Source organism: Natronomonas sp. EA1, assembly GCF_051195035.1.
Taxonomy (GTDB): Archaea; Halobacteriota; Halobacteria; order Halobacteriales; family Haloarculaceae; genus JBNTJV01.
In genome coordinates this window covers 49,791-73,377 of the sequence record NZ_JBNTJV010000003.1, presented here as the reverse complement: position 1 = coordinate 73,377, position 23,587 = coordinate 49,791, and the positions used below count along the sequence as shown (strand labels likewise).

Sequence of the window (23,587 nt, the reverse complement as noted above, 5' to 3'; positions counted from 1 at the left end):
TCCCGTCCGGAGGAACACGTTGATATATCGGCAGTTACACTCACGGGATGTGAACCGCGCCGTCGCCATCGCCTTCTTGCTCGTGGCCCTCCTCGCGATTCCAGCCGGGGCCGCACTCACGCCACAGGCGGCGGACAACAACACGACGACGCAGCACGTCGACCCCGATGCGACGAACGGAAACGGGGATCTCGATGCACTCTCAGGGGTCCTCGAACGGGAACTCGCCAGTCGGCTCCGTGAGAGCGCCATCCAGATCTCGCAGGGGCAGTACGAACAGGGGCGTGACCTCCTCGGCGACGAGTACAGCGAGACGCTCGGCAAATACGTGGACGTGGCGGGTGACACTGGAAACGACGGTGATGGGGAGTCGTTCCGCCGTGCTCGGACCGAACAACAGCAGTACGCCGAGCGGGTACAGGAGTACAACGAGACACGCCGAGAGTATCTGGAGGCCAAGGAGAACGGGAACGAACGCCGCGCCCGTCGACTCGCCCGCGAGCTCCAGCGGGACGCCCGGAACGTCACACAGGCGAGCCGGAACGTCACGCGGTCGTACACAGTGGTGGAGAACGAGACGGGTGCCGACCTGTCGGTGGCGACGAACGTGACGCAGAACACGACCGACGAGATACAGCGTCAGCAGGCCGATATCCGCGCGGCGGAGTTCACGCCGACGACGGTCACACTCGACGAGTACGACGAGTCGATCTCGTTTCGCGAACCGCTCTCGCTCACGGGGCGGCTCACAGACGAGAACGGTACCGCCCTCGCGGACCGCCGGATTCGACTCCGCATCGAGAGGAGGTCGATTACCACACGTACGAACGAGACGGGGGCGTTCTCGTTGGCTTATCGCCCGGTCAGGCTTCCGACGGGGACGACAGCAGTCCGCGTGGCGTACGTCCCCGACTCCACGTCGGTCTACCTCGGGAGTAACGCTACGACGAACGTCTCGGTTTCGATGGTGATACCGACGGTCTCTCTCTCTACATCGACCGACCGTGCGAGCTACCGCGACCCGGTCGACGCGTCGGGGGAGGTAACCGTCGATAACGCCGCAGTCTCAGACGTGCCGGTGGTGCTCACCGCGGACGGGCACGTACTCGCGAGGGGTACGACGGGAAAGAACGGTAGCTTCTCACTGTCTGGCCGGCTCCCAGCAAGCGTTAGCACGGCCACTGAACAGCTCTCGGTTCGCGTGGGTGGGGACGACCGGGCCATCGGGCCCGCATCGACGAACGCGTCGTTCCGTGTCGAGCCGACGGCCACCCGACTCACGGTGGCCACACAGGTCGGAGACACGCTCGACGTGACTGGGCGGCTCGAAACGGCTGACGGCCTGTCACTCTCGGGACAACCCGTTACCGTTCAAGTGAACGGCTCGCGGGTCGCGACAGTCCGGACGAACGCGACGGGTGCGTACGCAGCGAGTGTTCCGGTTCCGAACGCATCTGTCGCACAGGTCACGGCGGTCTATTCGGGGGGAGGAAACCTCAATGGGAGCGAGGCGTCGACCCGACTTCGGATTCCAGCCCGTGGGGATGATGCGAGTGATTTCCCGGTTCTGGGCCGCAACGGTGAAGGCTCGAATACTCCCTCGGTTCTCGTTCTCGTCGGGAGTCTCATCGTATTAGCGCTCGGTGGCGTCGGGCTGTTCCTCGCCTGGGGCCGCGTGTCAGCGGACGAGGGACCGATTTCGTCCGCAGTCGAGGAACCGCAGTCCGATTCGCCCGACGGTGCCATGGAGACACCCGCGGACCCGTTCGAACCCCTCACCGAGCCCCGTTCCATCCTCGAGGACGACCCGACGGCCGCGGTCGAGCGGGCCTACGCGGCGGTCCGGCAGCGCGTCGGTGACGCGAGCCTCGAGAGTGCGACCCACTGGGAGTTCTACCGGGCGGTGGAGCCGACGGTGTCGGACGCCGACGCGCTCGACCGGCTCACGCGAGCCTACGAGGCCGCCGCGTTCAGTCCCGAGGGTATCGACGCGACGACGGCGGCCGAGGCCATCGACGCCGCGGAGGCGGTGCGATGAGCGAAAACGCGAGCGATTCGGTGCTTCACGCCCGAGATCTCCGGCTCTCGCGGGGTGGCACGGCCATCCTCGACGGGCTCGACATCGAGGTCCCCGCGGGCTCCCGAACGCTCGTTCGGGGGACGAGCGGGGCCGGCAAGACGACGCTGTTCAGCGTCCTCGGCCTCCTCGAGGAGCCCGATTCCGGAGCGCTGGTCGTCGACGGTGTCGACGCGCTGGCGGTCTCCGAACGGAAGCGAGCGCGCCTCCGGCGCGACCACATCGGTATCGTCTTCCAGGACTTCCAGCTCATCCCGGATCTCACCGCCCGCGAGAACGCGCTCCTCCCGCAGCAACACGGGGGAAGCGAGGACGACGCGTGGGTCGACGAGCTGTTCGACCGGCTCGGTATCGCTGACCTGCACAATCAGTATCCGGCGACGCTCTCCGGCGGGGAGCGCCAGCGCGTCGGCATCGCCCGTGCGCTGTCGAACCGACCTCGGATCGTGCTCGCCGACGAGCCGACGGGGCAGCTGGACCCCGACACCGCTGCCGCGATCCGAGAGCTCCTCTTTTCGGTGCAGCGGGACACGGGTGTCGCGCTCGTCGTCGTGAGCCACGACGCGTCGTTCGAGGGCGTGGAGCGAACGCGTACCCTCACAGGCGGCCGATTACAGCGGTAATCGACTGCATGCGTGACCGACTCACTTTTATGTCGGTAGACACATCGAGGCGTATGCGCTGGCGGTTCCTCCTGCCCTCGTGGCTCCGAACGCTTCCGGCCGATCTCGCCGCCGTCCTCGTGCTGGTGGCGCTCACCGTCGGAGCCGTCTTCCTCCCGGTGGTGAACGAGACACCACTCCGCGTCGTCGTCGGGCTCCCGTTCGTCCTGTTCGTCCCCGGCTACGCTTTCATCGCGGCGCTGTTTCCTGAGGCAGGGGCGACGCCGGACGACCTCGACGAGGAGGCGGCTGCCGAGTCCTCCGAGTCCTCCGAGCCCTCCGAGCCCCCCGAGACCGACCGCGAGGGAATCGACGGCATCGAGCGCGTCGCGCTCGCCTTCGGGACCTCCATCGCCATCGTCCCGCTCATCGGCCTCGTGCTCAACTTCACGCCGTGGGGGATCCGGCTCGTCCCCATCATGGTCGGCGTCTCGGGGTTCACGCTCGGTGCGACGGCTATCGCTGCCGTCCGCCGCCGTGAGCTGCCACCGGAGGACCGGTTTGCCGTCCCGTGGCGAACGTGGCTGGCTGCTGCCCGAGGGGAACTGTTCGAGCCCGAGACGCGGACCGACGGTGCACTCAACGTCCTGCTCGTACTCTCGATCCTCCTCGCGGTCGGGAGCGTCGGCTACGCCGTCGCCGTCCCGAAACAGGGCGAGGCGTTCACCGAACTCTATCTCCTCACCGAGGGCGAGGACGGCGAGCTCGTCGCCGACGGCTACCCACAGGAGTTCACGAGCGGTGAACCGCGATATCTCTACGTCGGCATCGGCAACCAGGAGCACCGACGGGTGAACTACACCGTCGTCACGGCGATCCAGGACGTGGAGTTCACAGCCAACAATACGACACGCGTGCTCGACTCCCAGCGCCTCCGAACGTTCGAGGTGACGCTCCCACACAACGAGACGTGGCACCGGAACCACTCCGTCGCCCCGGCGATGACGGGCGAGAACCTCCGGCTCACCTACTTCCTCTACAGGGGCGAGCCCCCAGCGAACCCGACGACGGAGAACGCCTACCGCGAGGTCCACCTCTGGGTGAACGTGTCTGCCCCGGCCGACAGCGTCGAAGCGCCGCCGCTCAGGGAGGCCTGATAGCGTCTGCCCACCTCCTGGGGGGTCACTCCGGTCACTCCGAACGCCCCTTCACCGGTCTGGTGAATCCCGTCCAGAACTCTCTCGCCCTCAGCGCTCCCGCTCTGGCTGTAACTGCCGTTCGACAGTGCGGGCCAGCCCCTCCGCGAACGACCACTTCGGTTCCCAACCGAGCTTCCGTAGCTTCGTCGAGTCGAGCGCGTATCGCTGATCGTGTCCCGGCCGGTCGTCGACGAACTCGATGAGGTCCTCGCTCGCACCGACCTCCTCGAGGACGGCCCGTGCGACCTCGACCGTCGTCCGTTCGTCACCGCTTCCGATGTTGTACACCTCGCCGGTGGCTCCCTCACGCCGAACGAGATCGACCGCTCGGCAGTTGTCTTCCACGTAGATCCACTCGCGGACGTTCGACCCGTCGCCGTAGATGGGCAGTGATTTGCCAGTACTGGCACGCTGGATGAGCTTCGGAATGAGCTTTTCTGCATGTTGTCGCGGGCCGAAGTTGTTCGAGGAGCGCGTGACGACGACGGGGAGGTCGTGGGTCTCGTGATACGAGAGGGCGAGATGGTCCGCGGCCGCCTTCGTCGCGGCGTAGGGGTTTCGGGGGTGGAGAGGGTCCGTCTCGGTGAAGACACCCTCCTCGATTTCCCCGTACACCTCGTCGGTCGATATCTGGACGAAGCGGTCGATGTCGTGTTCGACCGCCGCGTCGAGGAGCGTCTGTGTGCCGGCGACGTTCGACTCGACGAACGGCCGTGCCCCTTCGATCGAGCGGTCGACGTGCGATTCCGCGGCGAAGTTCACGATTTGGTCTACGTCCGCGACGAGTTCGGAGACGAGAGTTCTATCGGTGATGTCACCCTCGACGAACTCGTGGCGCTCCTCGGGGATGCCATCGAGGTTCGATCGGTCACCAGCGTACGTGAGCGCATCGAGCGTGAGGACCTCGGCGTGAGTCTCTGAAAGTACGTACCGGACGTAGTTCGAGCCGATGAAGCCCGCACCACCGGTGACGAGGAGTCGCATATCGGACGGTGGCCACCGGCAGTAATTTAGCTTGCGCTCCGAAACGCTTTGTCTCTACCCCATCAGTTCATCTGGTACCGTTCTCTGTTCTCGGTGTAATGTGCCTGTATCTCGTCTGGAAGGTCTTCGAACCGGAGCACGCGGTCGCAGGCTACCCGCGGACATTTCATCACGCGCTCCGTCTCGAGGACGTTTCCCGCGACGATTGTTCCACAACCTGGGCAAGAGAGTGTCTCAATACGCATTGTTAGAGTTTCAGTTTCGAGTTCTCTCCCACGACGAGTCGGCGTCCTTCCGGGAGTAAATCCCTCGCGCTCGTCACGGCTGCACCCCTGCCGATGAGACTGTCGACTATCCTCCCGTCCGTCGTAATCGTACTGTCGCCCACGATAACGCTGTTTTCGACGTGGACTCCTTCCACGACTGTGTTGGGGCCGATTGAGGTATACGGTCCCACGTAGGCTCCCGCTCTGATAACCGTCCCCCGGTTGATACTGACGGGTCCCCTTACTACTGCACCGTCTCGAACCTCTGCCGTTTTGTGGAGCTCTACACTCCCCGTGACTTCCGCATCCTCCTCGATAACACCGTTCTGCGAACCGGTATGGCTTTCCAGAACTAGCCGATTCGCTTCAAGAATATCCTCCGGTTTACCGGTGTCTTTCCACCATCCCTTGACGACATGTGAATCCACTTTCTCGCCCGAATCTACCAACACATCTATCGCCTCCGTTATCTCAAGCTCTCCTCGGTCGGAGGGGGTGAGTCCCTCTATAATCTCGAATATACTCGGGCTGAAAACATAGATTCCGACTAGTGCAAGGTCGCTCACAAACTCGTCCGGCTTTTCGACAAGTCTTCTCACTTGGCCGTCTTCGTCTAACTCTGCAACCCCGAACCTACTCGGGTCATCTACGGATTGTAGCGCGATACCCGCAGTGAAATCCCCCGCTTGAAAACTCTCGACCAGATCGACGACACCGTCTCTCAACAGATTGTCCCCGAGATACACGACAAAGGGATCATCCTCAACGAATTCCTTTGCACAGCCTACCGCATGGGCTATGCCGAGCGGTTCGCCCTGTACGATGTATGTGATATCCACCCCTAACCACGATCCGTCACCCAAGAACTGTTGAACATCTTCTTGTCCTTTGTTCCCGAGGACCACAGCTATCTCTTGTATCTCTGCTTGTTTGAGGTCCTCGATTGCGTACTGGATAACCGGTTTGTTGGCCACCGGAACGAGTTGTTTCGGTCCTGTGTGCGTAATTGGGCGGAGGCGTGTCCCGGTGCCTCCGGCGAGGAGAACTCCCTTCATGATCACTTCTTCATCACGGTCTGGATAAATGGCTTCGGTACAATTGAAGTATCTCTGTTCGATAGGGTTGGTATGCCTTTCTCGTTCGAGGAGTCCCAGATAGACGGGGTTACACTGATCCAATCGGAAGTGTTCGAGGACGACCGAGGGTATCTACTCGAAACATTCGATAAGGAGGTTTTCGAGGATGCTGGTCTCGACACGGATTTCATACTTGAGTTCTACTCACGCTCCGAGAAAGGTGTTCTCAGGGGTCTGCACCAACAGGCAGACCCATACCAACAGGCCAAGATTGTTCGATGTATCCGTGGACGAATCTTCGATGTCGCAGTCGACGTCCGGAAGGGTTCTGAGACATACGGTCAGTCCGTCTCGTTCGTCCTCTCGGACGAGAACAAGAACGCCGTCTACATCCCGAGGGGATTCTTGCACGGGTTTTTAACGCTGAGCGATGCGGCTATCGTCCATTACAAGGCCGACAACGAATACGCGCCACAGCATGAACGCGGTATCCGTTGGGATGATCCGCAACTCGATATTCAATGGCCGCACGATGACCCTATCGTGTCGGAGAAGGACGAGTCTTGGCCCGTACTCTCGAAGAGTGTGTATAATAATAAGTGACGCATCAGAATAGTCACGCACTATGACGAAGGACGATACCAGACAGGTTCTCTACGCTCGTGCTACATATGGGTCTGAGGAGCGGGATGCTGTCAATGCTGTACTTGACAATCCTAAAGCGTTAGTGGGCGGGCCGAAGACGGCAGAGATGGAGCGCCGTGCTGCGGATCGGTTCGGGAAGGACCACGGAGTCATGGTCAATTCCGGTTCTTCGGCAAATCTCCTCGCGGTTGAACTCCTGAATCTCCCGAGGGGAGCAGAAGTGATTACCCCGCTGGTCACGTTCTCAACGACGGTAGCGCCACTGGTCCAGAAGGGACTGGTCCCGGTCTTTGTTGACATTGGACTCGGAGACTACCTATTGGATATTGACCAGGTTCGGAGCGTGATTACGGAAAACACTGAAGCGCTTATGATCCCCTCCCTCCTCGGAAACATCCCGAACTATCCTGAGTTCAGACAGCTTGCGGATGAGCATGACCTGTATCTTATCGAGGACTCTGCCGACACTATCGGAGCATCGATTGCAGGATCTCCAACCGGGGTCTTCACCGATATCTCAACGACGAGCTTCTACGGTTCGCACATCATCACCGCGTTCGGCGGCGGCGGAATGGTCGCTGTGAATGACGACGAGTGGATGCAACGGCTCAAAAAACTTCGTGGATGGGGGAGGAAATCCGCAGTCGACGAAACCGAGAGTATCACAGATCGCTTGAACACTCAACTCGGAGATATCACATACGACTCTAAATTCATCTTCGACGAGTTGGGGTACAACTTCCTCCCGCTTGAGGCGAGCGCTGCTTTCGGCGTCGAACAGCTGAAGAAGCTCGAGACGTTCTCTTCCCTCCGCAAGAACAACTTCCAGAGCCATCTCCAGTTCTTTTCTCAATATGACGATTGGTTCGTGCTCCCCAAGCAGCGGGACGATGTCGAGACTTGCTGGCTGGCATTCCCATTAACTATCCGAGAGGAAGCGCCGTTCACGCGTGCAGAACTCGTTACGCATCTTGAGAACAACGGAATCCAAACCCGCTCTCTGTGGTCCGGTAATCTGCTGAAACACCCCGGGTTCGAGGATATCGAATGTCGTCTCCCACTTGATTCCTATCCGAACGCGAACCGGGTGATGCAGTCCGCGTTCGTCATCGGGGCACACCAATCTATGGGTCAGGCTGAGCGGGAGTACGTCCGCGAGACCTTCACCGAGTTCTTCGACGGCCTCTGATGAACATCTTGGTGACTGGTGGATCGGGATTCGTCGGCTGGCAGGTCGTGTGCAGCCTAGCGGCTGACAACCAGGTCGACGTAGCTTATTCCTATCACAGCAACTCCGTACAGCACACGAATGCTACGGCCCTCCGCGTTAATTTGTGCGATGTTGACTCGGTGAACCGTGTCATCTCCTCCGTCAATCCGGATGTTGTTATACATACGGCAGCTATGACGGATGTCGATGAGTGCGAACGGTCCCCCACGCTTGCCAGGCGTGTTAACACGGAAGGGACTAAACACGTTGTCGACGCGTGTGAACGGAACGATGCGTCCCTCGTATTCGTTTCGACATCTTTCGTTTTCGATGGGAGCCGAGCCGAGTACCGACCGGACGACCATCGAGACCCGATCAACGAATACGGCCACACCAAGGCGGATGCTGAGCGGTATGTCGAAGCCTCAAACGTTAGCTCTGCTATCGTGAGGACGGACCAGCCGTACGGCAAGCCGACCGAGTGGCAGAGTCCGACGATGGTACAGTGGATACTCCAGAACGTCGCTAACGGGGGACCGCTCCCTGTCTTCACAGATTGGTATAATCAACCAACGTTCCTACCTGACCTGCGGGACGCTATAATCGAGATCGCCCTTACCGGGAAGTTCGAAACGTATCATGCCGTCGGACCGGATTACCTCAGTCGATATGAGTGGGCTAACATCATCTGTGATGTCTTTGACTACCCGGTTGACCGCATTGTTCCTAGTGAGTGTTTGAAGGCCGATCTTCCGGCCACACGCCCGAACGTTCGACTCGATAGGGCTCAAACCGAGAGTGAACTGAACTCGACGTTTTTGTCTGTCAAAAGCGGGCTTATCGAGATCAGGCGGGTATCCTGAGCGCGATGACCATACGGAAATCAAGCCTGAAACTGTTTTCAGCAAGCGTCTTCACGAAGGGACTGGCATTCGTTGGGCTGGCATTCTTCGCCCGTGAACTCGGTGCAGAAGCCATCGGGGTTTTTTTTCTATTCCAGGCGCTGATCGAACTATTATCGGTCCCTGCAGACTTCGGTTTTCGCGACGCGGTTGTTAAACGCCTCAGTGAGGGCGGGGATAGTGCCGGAATCATCTCTACGTCGATGCTGTTGAAGATGGTTCCACTCGTCGTCATCTCCACACTGGTACTCGCCTTCGGCGATGGAATCAACTCGTTCCTCGGTGCCGAACTAGCTTTCCACCTGATCGTAGCTCTCGGCCTTCGGGAAATCGCTCTGCTGTGTTTACATGTCCTGCAGGGCGAGCGACAGGTCGGTAAAACCGCCTTTCCAATTATCTCTCGACAAGTAGTGTACGTCGGTCTGGGGAGCGCGTTTCTGCTGTTCGGATCTGGCGTGCTGGGCCTGATTTATGCTTTCATGCTCGGTCTCGTCGCTCTGTTCGTCTTCTCTGCTAGACAGGTGTCTACACCAATAGGGCGGCCAACTCTCTCCCATGCCCGGTCGCTGTTCGACTACTCGCGGTACTCGGTCGTGTCCTCTATTACCGGATACTTCTACAATTGGATGGACATCATCGTGATCGGCTGGTTCCTCACACAGTACTTCGTTGGCGTATACGAAGTCGCTTGGCGTGTCTCTGGAGTTGTCATGTTGTTCAGCTCTGCTATTGCAACTTCGATTTTTCCGGAAGTCAGTAAGTGGAGTGCCGAGAACGTGACCGCTCGAATCGAGGCACTTCTTCCGCGAGTTCTGATTCCCTCGCTGTTTTTCACCATCCCCGCGTTTTTTGGGACACTTATCCTGTCAAAGAACATCTTGGCGGTCGTTTTCGGCTCCGAATACACTGCTGGGTGGATTGTCCTCAGCATACTGATGTTTGAAAAAGTGTTCCAGTCCGTTCACATCATACTTGGAAACTCATTACAAGGGATCGACCAACCGAAACTTGCTGCACGGGCTGGCCTCGTTGCGCTCTCCTCAAATGGTGTACTGAACCTTCTGCTTGTTCCAGCGTACGGAATCGTTGGTGCAGCGGTAGCTACTGCCGTATCGTTTTTGATCAATACGACCTTGCACGGCTACTACCTGAGCCGGTTTGTGGATTTGCGGCTCCCATATGCTCGAATCTTTTCGATGGTGGCTGCCGCTGGCGGCATGGCGACCTGCCTCTGGGTAATTCAGTCAGCCTACCCGGTGGACGGTATCCTCCAACTGATCTTGATGATTCTCCTCGGCGTAGTTATCTATCATTCACTGGTGTTCTTGGATAGCAATCTACGACATACAATCGTCAACAATCTCCGTCAAGTGGTAGCGTGACTGGCGGCCAGTGATTACGTTATCGCCTAGGGCCAACCTAACTGAGTGCGGTCGCTTCGTGACAACACCTCGTATATCCTCGTCCCGAGATTGATGCCTCCCGTTATCGCGTCGAGCGATGAGAGAACTGCGATGGCAACGGCCCTAAACGTCGGAGCATACGTGAGGCTCTGGAGCGAACGGTAACACCCCTGCGAGGCGTTTCCATCGTGAAATGCTCCGTTCGCGTATTGGTATAATAACTCTGACCTGATTTTCTTTTCCTTTTTCCTTAGATACGGATACCGTGAGAGCGACTCGGAGAGAATGAGTCGGTTGTCAGCGTACTTTACAGCATGATTACTCGACTGATTTCGGTCGTGGACCCGTTTGGTTGCTAATACGCTATCGATGTGTTCGAATGCGTATCTCCCCGCCAGACGGAGCCATAAATCGAAGTCTGCGGAGACGCGTAGACGAGTGTCCGCTCCGCCTATCTCTTCCCATGTCGACCGCTTCATCGATACGTTGCAAAAGGCGCCAATGAAATTGTGGTGCTGGTACAGTTGCTCAACCAAGGGCTTCCCAGCCGGCTTCGGATCTGGGGTGTACACCGTACCGAGCTCTTTCCCGGACCGGTTCTCTACCTCGAAATCGGAGTATACAACCGCTGCATCGGCTTGCTCATGCCGATCTGTGTGCGTTCTCAATTTCGTGTCTAACCAGTAGTCGTCCTGTTCCAGAAAAGCCAAAATTTCCCCTGTTGCTTCCTCAACTAACCGGTTCATGTTTTCTGGTATCCCTACATTTTCATCTCTGAGATAGACGTTAGTACGTGGGTCCCCTCGTGCCATCGATTCGATGATCTCGGGTGTACTGTCGGTACTGCTGTCATCGCCTATCAGAAGTTCGTAGTCCTCGAAATCCTGCTCACGGACGCTCTCAATCGCCTCGCGTACCGTCTTTTCCCCGTTGTATGTCGTCAATAACACCGATACCTTTGGCATTGATACTTAAACTGCAAGAGGTCGGGGTAAGTATTTGGGGTCACTGAAATGATATTGGTTCAATAATCACACCCTTCTGGCGGATCTTTGTCCTGTTCCCCGTCTGAAGACGCGGCCTCAGAAACATTTTACTGTGGGTGTGAATAAGGCGCTGTAGAATGCGAATCGCCTTTCTAACACTCAATGCATATGATATGCTCACTGGCGAGGGTGATACCGTCGGTGGGGCGCAGCTCCAGCAGGTCCTTCTCGGTCGCGAGCTTGCTGCGCGGGGTCACGATGTCGTCTTTATCGAGAACGAAGGGACTCACAAGGACCAGACTACCGTTGATGGGATCAGAATTGTTACCCAGTCTCTCTCATCTGAGTCCTCACGCCTTACCTCTGCGCTCTTCCGTCCCTACCGGTTGCTTAGCCTTCTTGCTGAATTGTCGCCGGACGTTTGCTATGTTCGGATGCCGTTGTTTGAGCTTCTTCCTACAGCGGCGTACTGTATGGTTTCGGACACTTCGCTCGTCTATGGGTTCGCCCACGATTCCGAACTTCAGGGCTCGCCTGCCTACTTCACTAGTCGATATACTGATAATTTATTGTACCGCAGTCTCGTCAATGCGGCCCGTGCCAGGGCTGACGCTCTCGTAGTACAGAACGAGTCTCAGCAGGCTTTAGCGTGTGAGCAGTACGATTCGCGTGTCGTCCAAATCTACAACGGATATCCACGTCCGGCGAGGCCCCACGACGACACGGGAACTGATTCACGCCCCGTCGTGCTCTGGGTGTCGACACTTCGGTCATGGAAACGACCAGAAGTGGTACTCAAGTTGGCGGACCGTATCCAGGAGGCGGATTTCGTCATCATCGGACCGGCAGCGGATGGTCAAGCAGACCTGTTCAAGTCCGTGAAAGCGGAGGCCGACACGAGATCAAACGTTCGATTCTGTGGATTCGTTCCCTACAATGAGATTGACGAGTACTTCGCCGCTGCCGATGCGTTCTGCAATACGTCCACGAGTGAGGGGTTTCCGAACACGTTTCTCCAGGCTTGGGCTCACGGCACGCCCGTTTTCAGTTTGACTGTCGACCCTGATGACATACTGTCAGAGAACGCCGTCGGCGCTTGCGCGAATGGCAACTTCGACGTGCTTGCCAAGTCCCTGACAAATTACCTTTCGGGCCTCACTCCTCGAACGGAGATAGGCGGTCCAGCACAGATCTATAATTACTTCGACAGGAATCACAGTATCGACGCCATCACAGACCAGTACGAGTCCATCTTTGAGTCACTCCACGGACAAACGGGGATCGGCTCGTAGATTCTTGCCCTCTAATTTTAGAATTCTGAGCGGAGTCGTTCCTCTATCCGATAGAGTATTGGTGTGCCTTTCTTTGGTGTTTCAGTATATCGATACTCATTATTACGTTGCCACGCGTTCATCTGAACATGTGCGGAATCGGCGGTAAGCTCTCTTTCTCCTCTCGACCAGGACCCAGTCTCGCGGAGCGGATGAACGCCCGTATGACCCACCGCGGGCCCGACGCGAGCGGCGTCTACGCGAACGGCCCAGCCGTCCTCGCCCACACGCGTCTTTCCATTCTCGACCTCTCAGAGGCCGGCCGCCAGCCCATGGCGAACGAGGACGGGACCGTTCACATCGTCTTCAACGGTGAGATCTACAATTACCGTGAACTCCGTGAGCGCGTCGAACACTACTCGTTCCAGTCCGAAACCGACACCGAGGTACTGCTCCACCTCTACGAGGAGTATGGCACCGACTGTCTCCAGTACCTCCGCGGGATGTTCGCCTTCGCAATCTGGGACGAAAACGAGGAGCGTCTGTTCCTCGCGAGGGACCGGCTGGGACAGAAACCGCTCTTTTTCCGGCAAACGGACGAGGCGTTCTGGTTCGGATCGACGATCAAGACGATTCTCGCTGACCCCGCTATCGAGGCAAAGCCTGACCTGCCGGCGATCCGCGAGTACCTGACGTATCAGTACGTTCCGAGCTCGAAAACCGGGTTTCAGGGAATCGAGCAGCTCTCTCCGGGTGAGTTCGCCGTCGTCGATGAAGACGGGATGCGACGCGAGTCGTACTGGTCCCTCTCGTTCGCGAACAAACTCGATGCCGGCCCACACGCCTTGGCTGGCCGGCTTCGTGAGGAACTCCGGGAGGCGACTCGGCTGCGGATGCGGAGCGACGTTCCCCTCGGCGTCTTCCTTTCCGGTGGCATTGACTCGTCCATCGTAACCGCGTTGATGAGCGACCTCTCCGAGGAGCCGGTCAACACGTACTCCATCGGGTTCGACGAAGCCGCGTACGACGAACTCGAGTTCGCTAGAATTGTCGCCGACGAGTACGGGACGAACCACACGGAGTACACTGTCAATCCGGACGCGATGGCGGTATTCCCGGATCTCATCGAGCACTACGAGATGCCGTTCGGTGACCCCTCGGCGCTCCCGACGTACTATGTCTCGGAGGTGGCGAGCCAGGACACAACGGTCGCCGTTGGTGGGGATGCGGGTGACGAGCTCTTCGCGGGCTACGACCGGTACACACGCGATTGGTTCGTCTCACAGCTCGCGAAGGTTCCCCGCCCTGCCCGGCAGTCCGGGCTGGGCGTCTTGCGGACGCTCCCCGAGCCCATCCTGCGTGAGCAGGTCTTCCACTACGCGAAACGCGCGCTCGAAATCGCGGATGAGGAGCCGACACGCCGATTTGCCCGGTTCATCTGCCACGCGCTGGACGAGCAGGTCGATCAGGTGTGGTCCGGGCCGGAGCCAACCGACGAACTCCGGAACTTCCGCCGGGCTTTCGACCGAGCCGACGGCCCCACTCGAATCGACCAGATTACGCACGTCGACATCCAGACGTACCTCCCCGACGACCTGCTCGCGAAGGTCGACCGGGCGAGCATGGCTCACTCGCTGGAGGTCCGATCGCCGTTCCTCGACCATCAGCTCGTCGAGTTCGCGGCACGGATACCGGCCAAGTACAAGTGGCGGCGAGGAAACAAGAAATGGCTCCTGAAGCGAGCGTTCGAGGACCTCCTTCCGGACCCAATCCTGACACGGGAGAAGCAGGGGTTCGGGGTACCGATCGACGAGTGGTTCCGCGGTGAGCTACGGGAGTTCGGCCAGGAGCACTTAGAGCGTCTCGGTACTCGAGGGCCGTTCGAGTCGGCGGGTATCAACGCGATGTTCGACGAACATCTCGACGGGCGGGAGGACCACGGCTACCGTATCTGGGACCTCGTGATGCTCGAGGGGTGGTACGAGCGGTTCATCGACGACTGAGACCGGCTACTCGATATCGGTGAGGCGACCGTACAGCGCCTCCGTGTTCTCGACCATCGCACCGATGGTGAACTGCTCTCGCGCACGCCGCTGGGCAGCAGCGGCGAGCTGTTCGGCTCGTCCTGGGTCTTCCAGAATCTCGATGAGTGTGCCAGCCAGTCGGTCAGAATCCCGCACGGGAACGTGTAGACCGTGTTCCCCGTCCATTATCAGCTCCGCGCACCCGTCGACCGGTGTCGTCACGATGGGGAGGCCCGCGGCCATCGCTTCGATGAGTGCCCCGGGAAGGCCCTCATAGTGCGAAGGGAAGACGAACACGTCGAACAGGTCCAGCAGTTCCGGGACATCCCCACGGCGTCCGAGTAGGTGTACGGAATCACTGATACCGAGGCGTTCGGCGTGTGCTTCGAGCGCTGCCCGTTCCGGGCCCTCGCCGACAATCACCAACGACGCGTGGGGGTGGTCCTTAAGTACGGCGGGCCACGCGTCCAGCAGATCGTGGTGGCCCTTCCGTTCGACGAGTCGCCCGACTGTGCCGACGACCGGTCCACTATCGATCCCGAGGGCCTCAGCTAACCCCGCCGGCGCGTTGACATCGTAGGCATCGATATCGCGGCCATTCTTGACGACGCTAACGGATGCGGGGTCGGCTCCCCGGCGGATAATCCACTCTGCGCCCGCTTTGGAATTCGACACGATATGGTCGGAGAGTGGGAGCGTCACCCGGTCGACGATCGAGCGGTGGCGGGGAATCGCGTCCGGGACCTCTCGAACGCCGGTGACGACTGTTGTCTCCGGGGAGATTGTCCCCACGAGCCGTGCGAGCACGTTGTCGAAGTAGAGGAACGACTGGAGGAGCGTCGGTCGGTCGCGTCGAAGGGCACGCGCGAGACGGAGGGGGGGTCGAGGGTCGACCTTGCTTGCAGCACCCAGCGACCGGAGCGGGATGTCGTCATCCAGGTCCGCAGCCAGCGGCCCGGGCTCGGTGATCGTCCAGACGACGGGTGCGAACCGCTCCTGGTCGAGGCCGTTCACGAGGTCGACGAGCGTTCTCTCGGTCCCACCAACGGAGAGGCGTCCGATGAGATACCAGACGGTGATCCGGTCGTCGCCGCGATCGGTCATTCGTTCGGCCCTTCACCGCGGACGGTAAAGCCTGTTCGGACCTGATTGGATAGTAACCTTCTCACGGATGCGGTGACTGGGATGTGCTATGTGTGGTATCGCCGGTGTCCTTGACCCGAACGGCAGTCCTTCGGAGTCGACGCTCACCGGCATGAACGCCCGTCTCGAACACCGTGGACCGGATGGCTCCGGAACACACGTTGATGGACCGGTGGGGCTCACCCACCGACGGCTCGCCATCATCGATCCGGAAGCTGGCCACCAGCCGCTGTTCAACGAGGACGGGTCCGTCTGCGTCGTGTTCAACGGCGAGATATACAACCACGAGGCGCTTCGGGCGGAACTCTCCTCCGGGCACACGCTTCGGACGGAAACGGATACGGAGGTTCTCGTTCACCTCTACGAGGAGCACGGGCCATCGTTCGTCGAGCGGTTGGACGGGATGTTCGCGTTCGCGCTCTGGGACAGCGACCGGAACCGACTCCTCCTCGCACGTGATCGGATGGGCATCAAGCCGCTCGTGTTCGCACACGACGGGGAGCGGTTCGCGTTCGCCTCAGAGCTGTCCGCGCTGTACGAGACCCCAATCGATCTCGGTGGACTGGACCGTGCAGCGCTCGGCTCGTACTTCCTGTTCGGCTTCTTTCCCGCGCCTCGGAGCGTCTTTCGGAACGTGCAGAAGCTCCTGCCGGGGGAGCTGGCCCTCGTCGAGCCCACCTCGGAGGGCGTCACCATCGACCGCCGACGGTACTACGACCCGACCATCGAACCGCGGTCGGTTTCCCTCGAGACGGCAGCCGAGGGAATCCGCAGTCGGGTGGAGCGTGCCGTCGAACGGCGCCTGATGAGCGATGTCCCGCTCGGTGCGTTTCTCTCGGGCGGTATCGACTCCAGCATCGTCGTCGGGACGATGGCGGGGCTGATGGACGAACCCGTCCGGACGTTCACGGTCGGCTTCGACGAACCACGGTTCGACGAGTCGTCGGCCGCTCGGGCGGTCGCGGCGTATCACGAGACGGACCACCAGGAGTACACCGTCACGGCGGATGACGTTCGGGAGACGATCCCGACTGTCCTCGACCGACTCGGTGAGCCGTTCGCGGACCCCTCTCTCATCCCGACGAGTGTCGTGGCCCGTGAGACCGCGCGTGACGTCACTGTCGCGCTTTCCGGGGACGGCGCGGACGAACTGTTCGCTGGCTACGCGAAGTACCGCGGTGAACACCTCTCGTCGTACTACCGACTCCTCCCCGAACCGATGCGTCGAGCGACGAACGCGCTGTTGTCACGGGTCCCCGTTGACCGAACATCGAGACTCGGTGAACTCGGGCGACAGGCCCAGAAGTTCCGACGCGGGTCCGAGCCCGACCCGGTCGCCCGCCATCTCGCATGGCTCCGGATCTCTTCTGAGGGAACCGAGTCGGTTACCGGGACGTTGGAATCGAAAAAAATAGGTATCGCGACGCTCGAGGCCGCACACGAGGAGGCGCAGCGACTCGTCCCGAACCGGGAGGCGTTCACCCGGATGCTCGCGGTGGACACACGCTTCGGCCTCCCGAACCAGATGCTCCACAAGGTCGACCTCGCCGGGATGTACAGCTCCCTCGAGGTTCGTGTCCCGTTCCTCGACCGGGAGGTCGTCGAGTACGCGCTTTCCCTTCCGCCGAAGTACAAGCTCACCGCTGGAACGCAGAAACGGGTGCTCCGACACGCGTTCGACGATGTCCTCCCACCGGCCATTACCGACCGGAAGAAGCAGGGGTTCGATATGCCCATCGGTGCGTGGCTGACCGGTCCTCTCGCCTCCGAGTTCGATGAGGTCCTCACCGACGTTCGTGCCCCGTTCCTCGACGAGGGCGCCGTTCGTCGCCTCGTCCGTGAACAGCGTGCCGGAACGGCGGACCACGCGAAGTTCCTGTGGAGCGTCTACGTGTACGGACGGTGGGAGCGAACCATCCGCGAGCAGGAAATCAGTATCCAGCGATGACCTCCCATCTCTCAACCTGATGTTGCCCCTCGTCCTCTCCGTCTGCTGTCTGGTCGTCGTCTCGCTGCTCGTCATTCGGCGGGTCGCCCGACGGATCGGCTGGTCGTGGTTCGGCCCCGTCGGCAGTCTCGCCTTCCTCGGCCACTTTCTGTTCGCGGTCGTCGTCCTTCCACGACTCCCCTACGCGTGGGATATCGCCAAGTTTCACGGACGCGCGATGTCGATCCTCGCTGGGCGTCTCCCCTCTCCCAACCCGACGGTGAACTCCTTCGCCGCCCTCGAGGCAGTCCTCTACGCGGTCCTGACACCCGACCCGACGGTCGTCGCCGTGTTCAACGGCCTCCTCGCCGTGCTCGTCGTCGTGCCCGTCGTGGACCTCACCCGGAGTCTGTATCCGGAGCTCCCGGTCAGCCATGGCGTCGCGATCCCCGTGCTCTTTCTCCCGCTCCCGTTCGTTTTCCTGACCGTCCCAATGCGCGACGCGCTGTCCGTACTCCTCTTCTTCGTTGTTCTTGCTGCACTCGCCCGAGGGGTCCGCGGTAATCTGTGGCCGCCCGTTCTCGTGATCCCGGTCTGGGGTGCGCTCTCGCTGCTCCGTCCCGAACTCGGTATCGTCGTCCTCGCCGCGGGCGTGGCCGGAGCGGGGCTGCTGCTCCTCGATGTGGTCCTGATCCGTCCGCTTCGTATCCGGTCGCTCACCGCGCTCACGTCGGTACTCGCTCTTGCTGCAACCCCGTTCGTCGGGCCGTTCCTTCCCGTTGAGTCGATCAACACCCGGGTCCAGTCGCGAGCGATCGGTGGCGCGGCGTATCTGGAGCACGCCGACTACGAGACGTGGGTGGATCTCGTGGTTGCGGCCCCCATCCGGGCAGTTTACTTCCAGTACGCACCGTTCCCCCTCCACGTCTCGTCCGCGTTCGATCTCGTCGCCGTCGGGATGCTCCCCGTCCTCGTGGCGCTCACCGTGGCCGCGTATCGGTCGGCGCGAGCGTGCTACCGGTCTCGGTCCGTGCTCGCAGTCGTCGTGGTCGTATATGTACTCGGCGTGATCGGGTACGGGCTCATCGACTCGAACTTCGGCACCACCGTTCGCCATCGGATTCCGTTCACCTTCCTCCTGTGCGTTCTCGCGGGGCCGACGCTCGAACGGTGGTGGAGACTAGTCTTGGGTCGCGTCGGTCTCGCTTCCGTTTCCGAACGGGCCCGCGACTGACCACACCAGCGCGGTAACGACGGCGAACAGGGCGACGAAACTCAGGAACTTCACGCTCGCGTCCATCGACGAGCCGAGTACGGAGGCCGAACTGAAGAGCAAGAGGAGCGCGAGCGCCCCCTGCTGGACGCGCTCGTTCGTGACCAGCGCGACGGCGACACTTCCCTCACTCCATCGGCGGAGCGTTCCGAGCACCCGGGAGAGCTTCGATCCATGAACGACGCGCCGAAGTCGCATGGCTCGACCGAGTGCCAGCAGGTCATTAGCTGTTGTGGTCAGCGATCCGTTCGAGCGCGGCGGTCGTTCGCTCGACGGTCTGCTCCCAATCGTGGTTCTCGACGACGGCCGACCGTGGCGGGTGGTCGGTACCCGACAACACGTCCAGCAGCGCCCGCTCGAACCCCTCGATGTCGCCGACCGGGACGGCTCGGCCGACGCCGTCCACGACGGGCGCGACGTGTTCAAGGTCGCTCACGACGGTCGGGACACCGGTCGCGAGGGCCTCCAGCACTGTCCGGGGGAGGCCTTCCGCACGAGAGGGAAGGATCAGTGCATCGGCACCCCGGTACACCGCAGGCATCTCCTCGTACGGGACGTGCCCGAGGAAGGTCACGGCGTCGGTGATTCCGTGTTCTGCAGTCATCGCCTCGAGGGAGTCCCGGAGCGGTCCCTCCCCGCAGAACACGAGCCGTGCGTCCACTTCCTCGCGCAGGCGGGCGATGGCCTCGACCGCGTCCCCCGGCCGCTTCCCCTCGACGAGTCGACCGACGAACAGAACCAGCGGTCCGTCTCCTGCCGGGAGTCGAGGGCTCGTCGCCCCCGCTGGGGTGAACCGGCTCGTATCGATGCCGTTCGGCACGACCGTGACTGGCGTCGAGACCCCGATATCGCGGAGCCGACGACGGTCTTCGTCGGTGTAACAGAACGCCACATCAGCGCGGTTGAACGTCCAGCGGCCGAGCGTCCTGAGATAGGCATCGAACACCGGCTTCGGCGCTGTCTGCGAGTAGAGACCGTGGTTCGTGATCGCGAGCGGGAACCCACGGAGCCTGTTCGCGAACGCCGCGAGGTTCGTCGAGAAATACAGGTGGGAGTGGGCGTGGACCACGTCATACTCGCCGTCACGCGTGGTATTCCGGATGAAGCGTCCGACGCCGACGGAGAGGTCATTCCCGAGGAGCGTCGTGGTCGCAGGCCGTCGAACCACCCGGTAGCCGTCCCGGTGCTCCTCCCCCCGTTCACCGACGGTCAACACGGTAACGTCGTGACCCATCTCGGCCTGGTCGCGGCTCATCGCGTGGACATGATACGGCCCACCACCAACGATATCTGGATATACCTTCTGTGCGACTCTGAGAATTCGCATTAGCTCCGGACCATCTCCATAACGTCTTCGAGCACCATCCAGACCTGTCTGACGACGATCTTCATATCGAACCAGAACGACTGACTACGGATGTACTCCACGTCGTACTGGAGTTTCTCTTCGGGGTCGAGGCTCGATGCACCGTTGACCTGTGCGAGGCCGGTCAGGCCGGGCTTGACGAACCACCGTTTCCGCCAACTGTCCGCGACCCGCTCAAGGTGTTCCTCCTCATCGGTCCAGACCGCGCGCGGTCCGACGACGCTCATCTGGCCCAGCAGAATCGCCCACAGTTGGGGAATCTCGTCGAGGTGCGTGGGGCGGAGGAATTTCCCGACGGTCGTGATGCGGTCGTTCTCTTCGTCAGTGGGCGAGGACCGTTCCCCACCGACGCGCATCGTTCTGAACTTGAGAATCTCGAAGGTGTCGCCGAACGCGGCGGTTCGTTCCTGCCTGTAGAAGACGGGGCCGCCGTCTACAAGTTTGATGGCGAGTGCGATGACGCCGACGACCGGGAGTGCGAGCAGCAGCCCGGCGAGGGCGAACCCGATATCGAAGGCGCGTTTCACGACGTGGTCCTGCCAGTCCCACGGCTCGAGGTCGATGTCGACGAGGTCTCCGTCCGGGACTCCGCGGCTCAGAACGACGTGGGCGTGGTCTCGGTGGACTTTAGCCGCGATGCCGTGCTCGTAGCAACTGTCGAGCGTCCCGAAGAACTCCTCTCTGTCCGGGTGTGCGAACGCGAGCACGGCTGTGTCGATCTCGTGCCGTACGAACACTTCATCGAGCCGGGAGAGCCCACCCAGACAGGGGAGAGCGTCGAGTCGGTCGAATGACCCGCCGTCCGTGTACTGGGCGGCGAGTTCGCGAGGCCCACCACTCCCGTAGTACGCGGAGGGTGGGGAGACGTACCCGACGACGGGGCTCTCGACGCTTTCGAGGATCGCATCCATGGTCTCCGAATCGTCGCCAACGATGAGGATCCGGTCACCCGTTTCCCGTGGTCGCCGTCGAATCACGACGAACCACACCGGCAAGACGACGAGGAGGATCCCACCCGCGACGAGAAGCGTCACCCGTGGCAGGCGATACGTGTAGTCGAAGTAGCCGATGGCCGCGAGAGCGAGCAGCGCGAGGCCCGTCCGTTTGAGCGTCCGCATCGCGATGTCGAGGATGCGACGCGGGCGTGGTTTGTACAGCGGCGCGAGCGCGAGTACGACAACCAGAACCGCGGTTGTTGCCTCGAAAGCGAGTTCCGGAGCTGTCGGTGGCTCCGTCAGCAGTCTGCTGAGCACTGGCAGGAAGCTAACGACGTTGCGGACGAACGAGTGGTTCGCGATCGCGACTGCGAGTGCGGTGGCGCTAGCGGTGCCGAGTACGCTGGCAAGCCGGTACCGCCAGCCACCGATCATCAGTTCACCGTCCGATGTTCAGAGAGATAAACACTACGACGCGAGGACGAGCGGCTCGTACCAGTCCCGGTTCGTTCGATACCACTCGATGAACCGGCCGACTCCTTCGCGGATCGTGTACTCCGACTCGTAGCCGATGAGTTCGCGGGCCCGAGACACGTCCGCGTGTGTATGCTCCGCGTCGGCTTCGTTCCGGTCGCCATAGACGATCTCCAGGTCGGGTGCAATCTGGTCACGCACGACGCGGGCGAGCTCCCTGATATCGATGTTGTCGGTCGAGCCGATGTTGATCGCCTCCCCGTCGGCGGCGTCGGTCTCGAGGAGCCGGAGGTTCGCGTCGACGACGTCGTCCACGTAGGTGAAATCCCGTGTCTGTGTCCCGTCGCCGTACACCACGGGTGGCTCCCCGTTCATACACCGGGAGACGAAATTCGAGATGGCCATGTTCGGTCGCATCCGGGGCCCGTAGACGGTGAAATAACGGAGGGCGACGGTCGGCAGCCCGTAGACCTCGTGGTAGGCACAGGCGTACCGTTCAGCGGCGAGCTTCGACGCGGCGTACGGGCTGACCGGTAACGTCGGGTCCGTCTCTGCGAAGGGAAGGTACTCTTCCCGACCGCCGTATACCGACGACGACGACGCCAGCACGACACGTGCTACGTCGCTTTCGCGCGCCGCATCGAGCACGTTCAGCGTCCCGTCGACGTTCACTTCGTCGTAGACGCGGGGTTCGGCGACGCTGTCCCGAACGCCCGCCCGTCCGGCCTGGTGGAACACGTAGTCGGCATCCGAAACGAGCTGGGCGACGAGGTCGGCATCCCGAACGTCACCCTCGACGAACTCGTACTCGCAGCCGGCGTCCGCGGCCACACTGCGATGGGTCTCGATGGTGTGTTCCTTGATGCCGAGGTCGTAGTACGGATGCATCTCATCGAGCACGACTACGTCGTGGCCCGTCGCGAGCAGTCGCTCGGCGAGGTTTCCCCCGATAAATCCGGCACCACCCGTCACGAGAATCTGCATACTGGGGGAATCCGGGGTACTCCTAAAAATGCATCGTCAGCGACTACTCGGCGCTGGCTTCGGCGGGCTGTTCGACCTCTCCACCTCGCAGTCGGCGCTCGGCTGTCTCCCGGTCTTCGGGGTACCCAACGTCGGTGCGCCAGCCGTCCATCCTGACGGCGTCGATGGTCCGTCCGGACTGGATGAGGAGATCGATAGCCTCGGAGAGTTCGTACTCGTCGCGGTTCGACGGTTGCACGAGGTGGCACGCGTGGAAGATGGCTGGAGAGAACGTGTAGAATCCCGTCATCACGAGGTTCGTCGGTGGGTCCTCGGGCTTCTCGAGGACCTCGACGATCTCACCGTAGTCGTTGGTGTCGCATACCCCATAGCGGGAGGCCTCCTCATACGGGACCTGTTCGACGAGGAACGCGGCATCCGCGCGGTCCTCACGCTGACGTTCCACGACATCACCGAGGTTCGCCTGAAAGATATTGTCCCCCAACATCAACATGAAATCGTCGTCGATGTGCTCCTCGACGGTGAGCAGCGCGTGCGCGAGTCCCAGTGCCTCCCGTTGATGTGAGTAGGTGATCGGGACGCCCTGATACTCGTCGCCGTAGTGGCTGATCAGCTTCTCCTTTTTGTAGCCGACGACGATGTACAGTTCGTCTGCCCCGAGATCGACGAGTTGGTCGAGACAGTGGGTGAGAATGGGCTGGCCGTCGACCTCGACGAGTGCCTTGGGTTTGTCCTCGGTGAGCGGCCGGAGCCGCGTCCCTTCCCCGGCGGCGAGTACGACTGCTTGCATACCGTAGCGCAAGGAAGTTGGAACTAAATACTTTGCTGACAGTCTCGTGG

The 23,587-nt window shown here is 61.0% G+C and carries 20 protein-coding genes; 11 read left to right on the top strand and 9 right to left on the bottom strand.

The window, feature by feature from the left end; translation table 11 throughout:
• The first annotated feature begins 49 nt into the window (after positions 1–49).
• The 3 genes from ACQUQR_RS09990 to ACQUQR_RS09980 are packed head-to-tail and all read left to right on the top strand — an operon-like array spanning position 50 to position 3,836.
• Complete coding sequence (locus ACQUQR_RS09990; RefSeq protein WP_435196330.1) at positions 50–2,038, top strand: DUF4129 domain-containing protein; 1,989 nt, start codon at positions 50–52, stop codon at positions 2,036–2,038.
• Positions 2,035–2,700 (top strand): ABC transporter ATP-binding protein, encoded by a 666-nt coding sequence (locus tag ACQUQR_RS09985; RefSeq protein WP_435196329.1) that lies wholly within the window; start codon positions 2,035–2,037, stop codon positions 2,698–2,700. The genes ACQUQR_RS09990 and ACQUQR_RS09985 overlap by 4 nt, the downstream gene beginning before the upstream one ends.
• Before the next feature lie 53 nt (positions 2,701–2,753).
• Positions 2,754–3,836 (top strand): DUF1616 domain-containing protein, encoded by a 1,083-nt coding sequence (locus tag ACQUQR_RS09980; protein WP_435196328.1) that lies wholly within the window; start codon positions 2,754–2,756, stop codon positions 3,834–3,836.
• Between the two features lie 90 nt (positions 3,837–3,926).
• On the opposite strand, the gene rfbB is transcribed toward ACQUQR_RS09980, so the two are convergent.
• Both rfbB and ACQUQR_RS09970 read right to left on the bottom strand, forming a co-directional pair.
• Positions 3,927–4,862, bottom strand: coding sequence for a dTDP-glucose 4,6-dehydratase (gene rfbB, locus ACQUQR_RS09975; RefSeq protein WP_435196327.1), 936 nt, complete (start codon positions 4,860–4,862; stop codon positions 3,927–3,929).
• A 247-nt stretch (positions 4,863–5,109) separates the two neighbouring features.
• Positions 5,110–6,183, bottom strand: coding sequence for a glucose-1-phosphate thymidylyltransferase (locus tag ACQUQR_RS09970; protein WP_435196326.1), 1,074 nt, complete (start codon positions 6,181–6,183; stop codon positions 5,110–5,112).
• Positions 6,184–6,255: 72 nt separating this feature from the next.
• On the opposite strand from ACQUQR_RS09970, the gene rfbC reads away from it, so the two are divergent.
• Genes rfbC through ACQUQR_RS09950 form a run of 4 tightly spaced genes read left to right on the top strand, consistent with a single transcriptional unit; the run spans position 6,256 to position 10,343 of the window.
• A complete protein-coding gene (gene rfbC, locus ACQUQR_RS09965; RefSeq protein WP_435196325.1) occupies positions 6,256–6,807 on the top strand; it encodes a dTDP-4-dehydrorhamnose 3,5-epimerase in 552 nt (183 codons plus the stop codon).
• A gap of 22 nt (positions 6,808–6,829) precedes the next feature.
• Positions 6,830–8,038 (top strand): DegT/DnrJ/EryC1/StrS family aminotransferase, encoded by a 1,209-nt coding sequence (locus ACQUQR_RS09960; protein WP_435196324.1) that lies wholly within the window; start codon positions 6,830–6,832, stop codon positions 8,036–8,038.
• Complete coding sequence (locus tag ACQUQR_RS09955) at positions 8,038–8,922, top strand: SDR family oxidoreductase (RefSeq protein WP_435196323.1); 885 nt, start codon at positions 8,038–8,040, stop codon at positions 8,920–8,922. The genes ACQUQR_RS09960 and ACQUQR_RS09955 overlap by 1 nt, the downstream gene beginning before the upstream one ends.
• 5 nt (positions 8,923–8,927) lie before the next feature.
• Positions 8,928–10,343 carry a flippase gene (locus ACQUQR_RS09950; RefSeq protein ID WP_435196322.1) on the top strand — a complete coding sequence of 472 codons (1,416 nt, stop codon included), beginning with the start codon at positions 8,928–8,930 and terminating at the stop codon, positions 10,341–10,343.
• A gap of 26 nt (positions 10,344–10,369) precedes the next feature.
• Here ACQUQR_RS09950 and ACQUQR_RS09945 read toward each other — a convergent pair whose 3' ends face one another.
• On the bottom strand, positions 10,370–11,329 hold the full coding sequence (locus ACQUQR_RS09945) for a glycosyltransferase family 2 protein (RefSeq protein ID WP_435196321.1): 960 nt from the start codon (positions 11,327–11,329) through the stop codon (positions 10,370–10,372).
• 158 nt (positions 11,330–11,487) lie between these two features.
• Here ACQUQR_RS09945 and ACQUQR_RS09940 point away from each other — a divergent pair, with 158 nt between their 5' ends.
• Positions 11,488–12,642 carry a glycosyltransferase family 4 protein gene (locus tag ACQUQR_RS09940; protein WP_435196320.1) on the top strand — a complete coding sequence of 385 codons (1,155 nt, stop codon included), beginning with the start codon at positions 11,488–11,490 and terminating at the stop codon, positions 12,640–12,642.
• Positions 12,643–12,770: 128 nt separating this feature from the next.
• The gene (gene asnB, locus ACQUQR_RS09935) at positions 12,771–14,624 is read left to right on the top strand and encodes an asparagine synthase (glutamine-hydrolyzing) (RefSeq protein WP_435196319.1); all 1,854 of its coding nucleotides are present in this window, start codon (positions 12,771–12,773) and stop codon (positions 14,622–14,624) included.
• Between the two features lie 6 nt (positions 14,625–14,630).
• Here asnB (ACQUQR_RS09935) and ACQUQR_RS09930 read toward each other — a convergent pair whose 3' ends face one another.
• A complete protein-coding gene (locus ACQUQR_RS09930; RefSeq protein ID WP_435196318.1) occupies positions 14,631–15,749 on the bottom strand; it encodes a glycosyltransferase in 1,119 nt (372 codons plus the stop codon).
• 88 nt (positions 15,750–15,837) lie between these two features.
• On the opposite strand from ACQUQR_RS09930, the gene asnB (ACQUQR_RS09925) reads away from it, so the two are divergent.
• Together asnB (ACQUQR_RS09925) and ACQUQR_RS09920 are read left to right on the top strand one after the other, a co-directional pair.
• Positions 15,838–17,736, top strand: a complete 1,899-nt coding sequence (asnB, locus tag ACQUQR_RS09925; RefSeq protein WP_435196317.1) for an asparagine synthase (glutamine-hydrolyzing) — start codon at positions 15,838–15,840, stop codon at positions 17,734–17,736.
• Positions 17,737–17,755: 19 nt separating this feature from the next.
• On the top strand, positions 17,756–18,949 hold the full coding sequence (locus ACQUQR_RS09920) for a hypothetical protein (protein WP_435196316.1): 1,194 nt from the start codon (positions 17,756–17,758) through the stop codon (positions 18,947–18,949).
• Here ACQUQR_RS09920 and ACQUQR_RS09915 read toward each other — a convergent pair.
• The 5 genes from ACQUQR_RS09915 to aglF are packed head-to-tail and all read right to left on the bottom strand — an operon-like array spanning position 18,896 to position 23,537.
• Positions 18,896–19,186 (bottom strand): hypothetical protein, encoded by a 291-nt coding sequence (locus ACQUQR_RS09915; protein WP_435196315.1) that lies wholly within the window; start codon positions 19,184–19,186, stop codon positions 18,896–18,898. The two genes, ACQUQR_RS09920 and ACQUQR_RS09915, sit on opposite strands and share 54 nt — an antisense overlap.
• A gap of 25 nt (positions 19,187–19,211) precedes the next feature.
• The gene (locus ACQUQR_RS09910; RefSeq protein ID WP_435196314.1) at positions 19,212–20,315 is read right to left on the bottom strand and encodes a glycosyltransferase family 4 protein; all 1,104 of its coding nucleotides are present in this window, start codon (positions 20,313–20,315) and stop codon (positions 19,212–19,214) included.
• A complete protein-coding gene (locus ACQUQR_RS09905) occupies positions 20,315–21,724 on the bottom strand; it encodes a sugar transferase (protein WP_435196313.1) in 1,410 nt (469 codons plus the stop codon). The genes ACQUQR_RS09910 and ACQUQR_RS09905 overlap by 1 nt, the downstream gene beginning before the upstream one ends.
• Positions 21,725–21,757: 33 nt before the next feature.
• Entirely contained in the window at positions 21,758–22,747 is a 990-nt protein-coding gene (locus ACQUQR_RS09900) for an NAD-dependent epimerase/dehydratase family protein (RefSeq protein WP_435196312.1), read from the bottom strand.
• Positions 22,748–22,790: 43 nt separating this feature from the next.
• Positions 22,791–23,537 (bottom strand): UTP--glucose-1-phosphate uridylyltransferase AglF, encoded by a 747-nt coding sequence (aglF, locus tag ACQUQR_RS09895; protein WP_435196311.1) that lies wholly within the window; start codon positions 23,535–23,537, stop codon positions 22,791–22,793.
• Positions 23,538–23,587 lie beyond the last annotated feature (50 nt).

Coding starts and splice junctions, on each gene's coding strand:
- ACQUQR_RS09985 (WP_435196329.1), top strand. CDS start 2,035: ATGAGCGAAAACGCGAGCGATTCGGTGCTTCACGCCCGAGATCTCCGG.
- ACQUQR_RS09980 (WP_435196328.1), top strand. CDS start 2,754: ATGCGCTGGCGGTTCCTCCTGCCCTCGTGGCTCCGAACGCTTCCGGCC.
- rfbB (WP_435196327.1), bottom strand. CDS start 4,862: ATGCGACTCCTCGTCACCGGTGGTGCGGGCTTCATCGGCTCGAACTAC.
- ACQUQR_RS09970 (WP_435196326.1), bottom strand. CDS start 6,183: ATGAAGGGAGTTCTCCTCGCCGGAGGCACCGGGACACGCCTCCGCCCA.
- rfbC (WP_435196325.1), top strand. CDS start 6,256: ATGCCTTTCTCGTTCGAGGAGTCCCAGATAGACGGGGTTACACTGATC.
- ACQUQR_RS09960 (WP_435196324.1), top strand. CDS start 6,830: ATGACGAAGGACGATACCAGACAGGTTCTCTACGCTCGTGCTACATAT.
- ACQUQR_RS09955 (WP_435196323.1), top strand. CDS start 8,038: ATGAACATCTTGGTGACTGGTGGATCGGGATTCGTCGGCTGGCAGGTC.
- ACQUQR_RS09950 (WP_435196322.1), top strand. CDS start 8,928: ATGACCATACGGAAATCAAGCCTGAAACTGTTTTCAGCAAGCGTCTTC.
- ACQUQR_RS09945 (WP_435196321.1), bottom strand. CDS start 11,329: ATGCCAAAGGTATCGGTGTTATTGACGACATACAACGGGGAAAAGACG.
- ACQUQR_RS09940 (WP_435196320.1), top strand. CDS start 11,488: ATGCGAATCGCCTTTCTAACACTCAATGCATATGATATGCTCACTGGC.
- asnB (WP_435196319.1), top strand. CDS start 12,771: ATGTGCGGAATCGGCGGTAAGCTCTCTTTCTCCTCTCGACCAGGACCC.
- ACQUQR_RS09930 (WP_435196318.1), bottom strand. CDS start 15,749: ATGACCGATCGCGGCGACGACCGGATCACCGTCTGGTATCTCATCGGA.
- asnB (WP_435196317.1), top strand. CDS start 15,838: ATGTGTGGTATCGCCGGTGTCCTTGACCCGAACGGCAGTCCTTCGGAG.
- ACQUQR_RS09920 (WP_435196316.1), top strand. CDS start 17,756: ATGTTGCCCCTCGTCCTCTCCGTCTGCTGTCTGGTCGTCGTCTCGCTG.
- ACQUQR_RS09915 (WP_435196315.1), bottom strand. CDS start 19,186: ATGCGACTTCGGCGCGTCGTTCATGGATCGAAGCTCTCCCGGGTGCTC.
- ACQUQR_RS09910 (WP_435196314.1), bottom strand. CDS start 20,315: ATGCGAATTCTCAGAGTCGCACAGAAGGTATATCCAGATATCGTTGGT.
- ACQUQR_RS09905 (WP_435196313.1), bottom strand. CDS start 21,724: ATGATCGGTGGCTGGCGGTACCGGCTTGCCAGCGTACTCGGCACCGCT.
- ACQUQR_RS09900 (WP_435196312.1), bottom strand. CDS start 22,747: ATGCAGATTCTCGTGACGGGTGGTGCCGGATTTATCGGGGGAAACCTC.
- aglF (WP_435196311.1), bottom strand. CDS start 23,537: ATGCAAGCAGTCGTACTCGCCGCCGGGGAAGGGACGCGGCTCCGGCCG.